The organism is Microbacterium sp. NPDC057944 (genome assembly GCF_042887445.1).
GTDB lineage: Bacteria > Actinomycetota > Actinomycetes > Actinomycetales > Microbacteriaceae > Microbacterium > Microbacterium natoriense.
The window spans coordinates 144,322-150,452 of record NZ_JBHVPJ010000001.1 but is presented as its reverse complement, the minus strand read 5'-3'; the positions used below and the strand labels follow the sequence as shown (position 1 = coordinate 150,452).

Genomic DNA, 6,131 nt, shown 5'->3' with positions numbered 1-6,131 from the left:
GCTGGTCGCGGGGGAGACCGTGACGTACACGTTCCTCGTGACGAACACGGGCAACGTGACCCTGACCGACGCGTCCGTCGTCGAGGGGACGTTCACGGGTGCGGGTGCGCTGTCGGCGCTGGACTGCCCGGCGGCGCGGACTCTGGCTCCCGGTGGGGAGCTGGAGTGCACGGCCACGTACGTGGTGCAGCAGGCTGATGTCGATGCGGGAGCGGTGGACAACTCCGCGACCGCCACGGGCAACCCCCCGACCGGTGAGCCGGTGGTCTCGGCTCCGTCCGCGGTGAGCATCACGGCGACGCAGTCTCCGGCGATCACGATCGTGAAGTCGGCGGACAAGACGCAGCTGGTCGCGGGGGAGACCGTGACGTACACGTTCCTCGTGACGAACACGGGCAACGTGACCCTGACCGACGCGTCCGTCGTCGAGGGGACGTTCACCGGTGCGGGTGCGCTGTCGGCGCTGGACTGCCCGGCGGGCCGGACTCTGGCTCCCGGTGGGGAGCTGGAGTGCACGGCCACGTACGTGGTGCAGCAGGCTGATGTCGATGCGGGAGCGGTGGACAATTCCGCGACCGCCACGGGCAACCCCCCGACGGGTGAACCGGTGGTCTCGGCGCCGTCCGCGGTGAACATCACGGCGACGCAGTCCCCGGCGATCACGATCGTGAAGTCCTCCGACAAGGCGCAGCTGGTCGCGGGGGAGACCATCACGTACTCGTTCGTCGTCACCAATGCCGGCAACGTCACCCTGAGCGACGTGGCGATCGAGGAGGGCGAGTTCACGGGCGCAGGAGACATCTCCGCGGTCGAGTGCCCGGCCGACCGCACGCTCGCACCCGGTGCGCAGCTGATCTGCACGGCGACGTACGTCGTGCAGCAGGCCGATGTAGACGCGGGGCGCGTGGCGAACACCGCCACCGCGACGGGCACGCCTCCTGGCGGCGACCCGATCGAGTCGGACCCGTCGACCACGACGAGCGATGCGACCCCTGCCCCGGCACTCGCGATCGTGAAGACCGCGGACAAGACCGACCTCGTCGTCGGCGAGACCGTGACCTACACGTTCACCGTGACCAACACCGGCAACGTGACGATGTCTGCGGTGGCCGTCGCCGAGGGCGACTTCAGCGGCGCCGGTGAGCTCTCGGCTCTCGACTGCCCTGACGCGCGCACCCTCATCCCGGGTCAGCAGCTCGTCTGCACGGCGACCTACACGGTGCAGCAGGCCGATGTGGATGCCGGTGCGCTCGAGAACAGCGCGACGGCATCCGGGACCCCGCCCACGGGCGAGCCTGTCGTGACGGACCCGTCCCGTGTCGTCATCGAGGGGACCCAGAGCCCCGCGCTGTCGCTCGTGAAGGTCGCCGACAAGCAGGTCGCACGGGAAGGCGACACCGTCACCTACACGTTCACGGTGACCAACACCGGCAACGTGACGATCGCCGACGTCGCCATCGCCGAGGGAGCCTTCACCGGCGCCGGCGCGCTGTCGACGCCCGTGTGCGCCGACGGTGCACGCAGCCTGGCGCCCGGTGAGAAGGTCGTCTGCACGGCGACGTACGTCGTGCAGAAGGCCGACGAGAAGAAGGGCTCCCTGGAGAACACGGCGACGGCGACCGGAACGCCTCCGAGCGGACCGAAGGTCGTCTCCGACCCCTCCACCGCGAAGACCGGAGTGCTCGCGGTCGCGCTGCCGCCCACGGGCGGTGAGCTCGCCGTCGGCGCGCTCACGTTCTCGGTGCTGCTGATGCTGGCGGGGGCCGGGCTCATCGCCCGCACCCGGTCACGCCGGTCGCGCACCGCCTGACACCAGGAGACGCCGCAGCACACTCCCCGTGCCGGCGTCTCCTGGCTCCCGCTCCGTGCGGGGCCGAGGAGTGGAGGTCGGCCCCGCACGGACTCCTTCGCGCAGGTGGAGATCGTCCCCTCGCGGCGATTCTGCGTGAGGGCATTCCTACCCGATCGGGTAGGAATGCCCTCGTTCACCGTGCCGTCCCCTCTCCGGCGCCGGGCGGGAAACCCGGCCGGAGAAGGGAGTGTCGCACTACCCGAAGGGCGGGGGAGGCCCTTCGCGCCGGCGCGAACTGTGATTGTCTGGTGTCGTTCCTCGCTCGTCGGAGCCTGAGGGAGCACGGGGACAGACGCGGTCCCGTCGGATAGACGACCGTCGCTGCGACCGAACGAGGGTGAGAGACACCGAGGCGGATCCCATGAACCGGAACCCGAACGACCCTGACGCGTCGTCGGCGGGCGCGCGTCTCGTGCTGTTCGACTCCGCCGATCCTGCTCTCACCGCAGGACGCCGTGAACGGCGCTCGCGAATCCTCGCGATGCGGCCGACCGATACCGCATTGCACCCGCTCGTCGAGCGAGCGCGATCGTTCCCCCCGCTCGGCGCCCACTGGGAGTACCTGCGACGCGACGGCGTGTCTCTTCTGGTGCGCGCAAGAGACTCCGCGGATGCGGAGGATGCGCGATGGGACGCGACGCGGATCTTCAGCGCGATCTCCGAACTGCAGGTCGTGTACGTGCGCGACCAGCGGTTGGGGCACCTCGGATGGTGGCTGGCGAACGATCGGGAGCCGGTGATCGTCTCGCCCCGGATCTGGCTCGGTTCGCAGCGGACAGGACTGCAGGCTCATGTGAAGCTCGCCCTCGGCTCTCTCGCCGAGCCGAAGGTCTGGGGAGAATACTCGGCCGTGCCGCGCGACTGATACCGACGGTCAACCGGCCGGGTTCAACCCGCGAGACGACACCCAGATAGCGAGCTGAGTCCTGTTGCCCGCTCCCGTCTTGTCGAGCATGTTCCCGACGTGCCACTTCACCGTGTTCACATTCATGTGCAGCTGGCCTGCGATCTCGCTGTTCGTGCGCCCGGTGATGATCAACGCGACGATCTCGAGCTCGCGATCCGTGAGGGTCGTCGACACGCTCCGATCGTTCTCATGACGGTCCCTCTCCGCCGTCACCGATGTGCGGCTCCTCCTCGCCCGTGCACCCCCACGGGCGTAGTCCGCCAGGAAGCGTTCGCGGATGCTCGGTGACTGGAGGGCGTTCGCATTGACGGCCGCACGGAGCGCCGCCGGGATGTCGCCGGGGTTCTTCTTCAGCAGGAAGCCGACGGCACCTCGTTCGTACGCGCCGTAGAGATACTCGTCGAGATGGAAGGTGGTGAGCGCGACGACGGGGATCGGATGCGCGACGCCGATTCCGCTGATGGCCTCGATCGCGTCTAGTCCGTCGCCTCCCGGCATCCGCAGATCCATCAGCACCACGTCGGGTCGGAGCTCGCGGGCGAGGCTGACGGCGTCGATGCCGTTGGACGCTTCTCCCACGACGCGGATGTCGGTGGTCGTGTCCAGCAGCGTCCGCACGCTCTTGCGGACGGCGCGTGCGTCGTCGACGAGGAGGGTCCTGATCATGCGCTGATCCCTTCGTGTGCTCGGGATGCCGCGGTATGCGGCGATGACGTACGGGAGCTCCCGCGGCCGGGGTGCGGCAGGAGCGCCTGCACGGCCCACCCCCCGGCGTTCCGCGGGCCCGTGCGCAGGCTCCCGCCCGCTGCGACCAGGCGATCGCGGAGCCCCGCGATACCCAGCCGGAGTCCTGGGCGCACGCTCTCCTGTCCCGTCCCCTCGACGGACGGCGGAGGTGCGTCGTTCTCGATCCGCAGCAGGAGGCTCTCCCCGTCATCGTTGAGGAGAACCGATACGCGTGCTCCGGCCGCGTGCTTGCGTGCGTTGTTCAGAGCCTCCTGGACGACGCGGTACGCCGTGTGGCTGCGCACGGGGCCGAGGCGCTGGTCGATCTCCGACACGTCGGGATTCACCTCGAGGAGCACATCCATCCCCGTGGTCCGCGCATACTCGCTCACGAGAAGCGGGAGCTCGCCGAGATCATGCTGCCCCGGTCGGAAACCCGGCTGATGGGCGCCGGGCGTCGTCCGATCCTCCTGCTGCAGACTGCCCAGCATCCGCTCGTAGCCCTGATAGAGGGCGCGTCCGTCGGCCGAGATCTGCGCGATCAGGGGTGCGAGATCCGCGGGCAGCGGCATCTCCCTCGCCGCGGTGCTGAGCGTGATGATCGCGGTGAGATGGGCGGACGAAGCGTCGTGGAGCTCATGGGCGAGCGTCCGACGCTCGGCCGAGACCGCCTCGGCGGTGCGGCCGGCCTCGCCGCTGACGATCTGGTGGCTGAGGTCGGCGATCCGCTCGGCGCGGTCCCGCAGCTGCGCGTACCACGCGCCGGCGAGCGCAGGAAGGGCGACCGTGCCCACGGCGACCAGAGCACCAGAGATGAGGGTAGAGGGAGTCGGTGTTCGGAGCGCGGCTCCCTCCAGCGGGGACAGGGGGACGCCGAAGAGCACCAGGAGACTCCCGATCCCGACCAGACCCGCCCGTACAGCGCCGGTCCTCTCCGCGGCGAGCCCGAAGACGGCCAGCATCGTGCCAGGCTGCGCGGAGAGCGCGTCCGGACCGCTCACCACGACCGCCAGCTGCCAGAGGAACAGCGAGGCCACCACGGTGCCCACAGGCTGCCGACGCCACCAGACGAGCCAGAGCGCCTGAACCGTGATGAGAGTCGCCGCGGTGACGAGCCTCCACGCGGCGACCGGGTCGGCCGATGGATGCTTCTCCGAGTGGAGCCACAGGGCGAGGAGGTAGCTCCCGAGATTGCCCGCGACCGCGACAGGGACGATCACGGCGACGAGCGTCCTCGCCGTTCTCGCGCTGCCCTCACCCGCTTCGCCTCGTCCTGCCATCTCGACCAGAGCACCGTCCGTTCGGGTAATCTTCCTCGCATCAATCGTGGCCTCCGCGAGGGCCTCCGTGGGCGTCGGGATGACGCCGCATGACAGTGATCGCGGCGCATCCCCTGCCATTCCGCGGGTTGCGCTCCGCGGGACACCAACTGTTCATTTCGATGTCTTCTCACGTCCGCCTTCGGCGAGCTTGGGAGTGCGCGGTCGCACGCCTCAGGATGCAGGCATGACGTCGAAAGAGGAGCAGCGCGGACTCCCGGGAGGAGCCGCAGAGCACAGCTCAACGTCGACCTCTCTCCGCGACGGCTCGATCGCCGAGCTCGACGACGCGCGCCGTATCATCAGCGATCTCGGACTGGAGGGCTCCGCCGCTCCCCGCGGGGCCCGAGTCGACCCCCGTCGGGCGCTGACCAGCCGGCGCGGGTTCGGTGACAACCTCTTCCGGGTCGGCGCCCACGGCGGCGGCATCCTCGTGCTGACGATCATGACGCTGGTGGGTCTGTTCCTGCTGCTCCGTGGATTCGAGGCGATCGACGATGCCGGATGGCGCTTCCTCACCACCCAGCGGTGGGAGCCGAACTCCGGCGACTTCGGCATAGCCGCCGTGCTCTTCGGGACGGTCACGATCGCGGGGATCGCGATCGTGTTCGCCATCCCCCTGGCGATCGGCACCGCCACCTACATCTCCGAGTACGCGCCGGGCCCCGTGAAGCGGGGACTCATCGGCGTCGTCGACCTGATGGCCGCGATCCCCTCGGTGGTGTACGGCCTCTGGGGGATGTTCTGGCTCGAGGGGCAGGTGCTCCCCGTCGCGCAGTGGATCAGCACCTATCTCGGCTGGATCCCCATCTTCTCGGTTCCTGCCTTCGACGCCGACGACCCGCTCGCGACGCCGACACTGTTCACCGCGAGTGCGTTCCTGGCGGGGCTCGTCGTGGCGATGATGGTCGCCCCGATCGCCGCCTCGATCATGCGGGAGGTGTTCTCCCAGGCTCCGGTGGGCGAGCGCGAAGGCGCCCTCGCGCTGGGGGCGTCGAAGTGGGGCATGATCCGTGCCGTGGTGTACCCGTTCGGACGAGGCGGGATGATCGGCGGGATCATGCTCGGGCTGGGGAGAGCTCTCGGCGAGACCATCGCGGTGTACCTGGTCATCTCTCCCGTCTTCGTCATCAACTGGCATGTGCTCGCGACCGGCACGAACTCGATCAGCTCCCTCATCGCTCTGCGCTACGGCGAAGCATCCGAGTTCGAACTGTCCGCTCTGATGGCCGCCGGACTCGTTCTTTTCCTGTGCACGCTCATCGTCAACGTGATCGCGGGATTCGTGATCTCGCGATCGCGATCCGGATCGTCGAGCTGAGGACTC

4 protein-coding genes and 1 pseudogene are annotated in these 6,131 nt (G+C 69.2%); 3 read left to right on the top strand and 2 right to left on the bottom strand.

Going from position 1 to position 6,131, the window contains the following annotated elements; translation table 11 throughout:
• Together ACFVRO_RS00695 and ACFVRO_RS00690 are read left to right on the top strand one after the other, a co-directional pair.
• A pseudogene (locus ACFVRO_RS00695) lies at positions 1 to 1,810 on the top strand (hypothetical protein); the annotation flags it as partial.
• A 403-nt stretch (positions 1,811 to 2,213) separates the two neighbouring features.
• On the top strand, positions 2,214 to 2,717 hold the full coding sequence (locus ACFVRO_RS00690) for a hypothetical protein (protein ID WP_386948157.1): 504 nt from the start codon (positions 2,214 to 2,216) through the stop codon (positions 2,715 to 2,717).
• Between the two features lie 9 nt (positions 2,718 to 2,726).
• On the opposite strand, the gene ACFVRO_RS00685 is transcribed toward ACFVRO_RS00690, so the two are convergent.
• Both ACFVRO_RS00685 and ACFVRO_RS00680 read right to left on the bottom strand, forming a co-directional pair.
• Positions 2,727 to 3,425 carry a response regulator gene (locus tag ACFVRO_RS00685; protein WP_386948154.1) on the bottom strand — a complete coding sequence of 233 codons (699 nt, stop codon included), beginning with the start codon at positions 3,423 to 3,425 and terminating at the stop codon, positions 2,727 to 2,729.
• Positions 3,422 to 4,705, bottom strand: a complete 1,284-nt coding sequence (locus ACFVRO_RS00680) for a sensor histidine kinase (RefSeq protein ID WP_386948152.1) — start codon at positions 4,703 to 4,705, stop codon at positions 3,422 to 3,424. Before ACFVRO_RS00680 ends, ACFVRO_RS00685 begins: the two co-directional genes overlap by 4 nt.
• Positions 4,706 to 4,991: 286 nt before the next feature.
• Here ACFVRO_RS00680 and pstC point away from each other — a divergent pair, with 286 nt between their 5' ends.
• Entirely contained in the window at positions 4,992 to 6,125 is a 1,134-nt protein-coding gene (gene pstC / locus ACFVRO_RS00675) for a phosphate ABC transporter permease subunit PstC (protein WP_386948149.1), read from the top strand.
• Positions 6,126 to 6,131 lie beyond the last annotated feature (6 nt).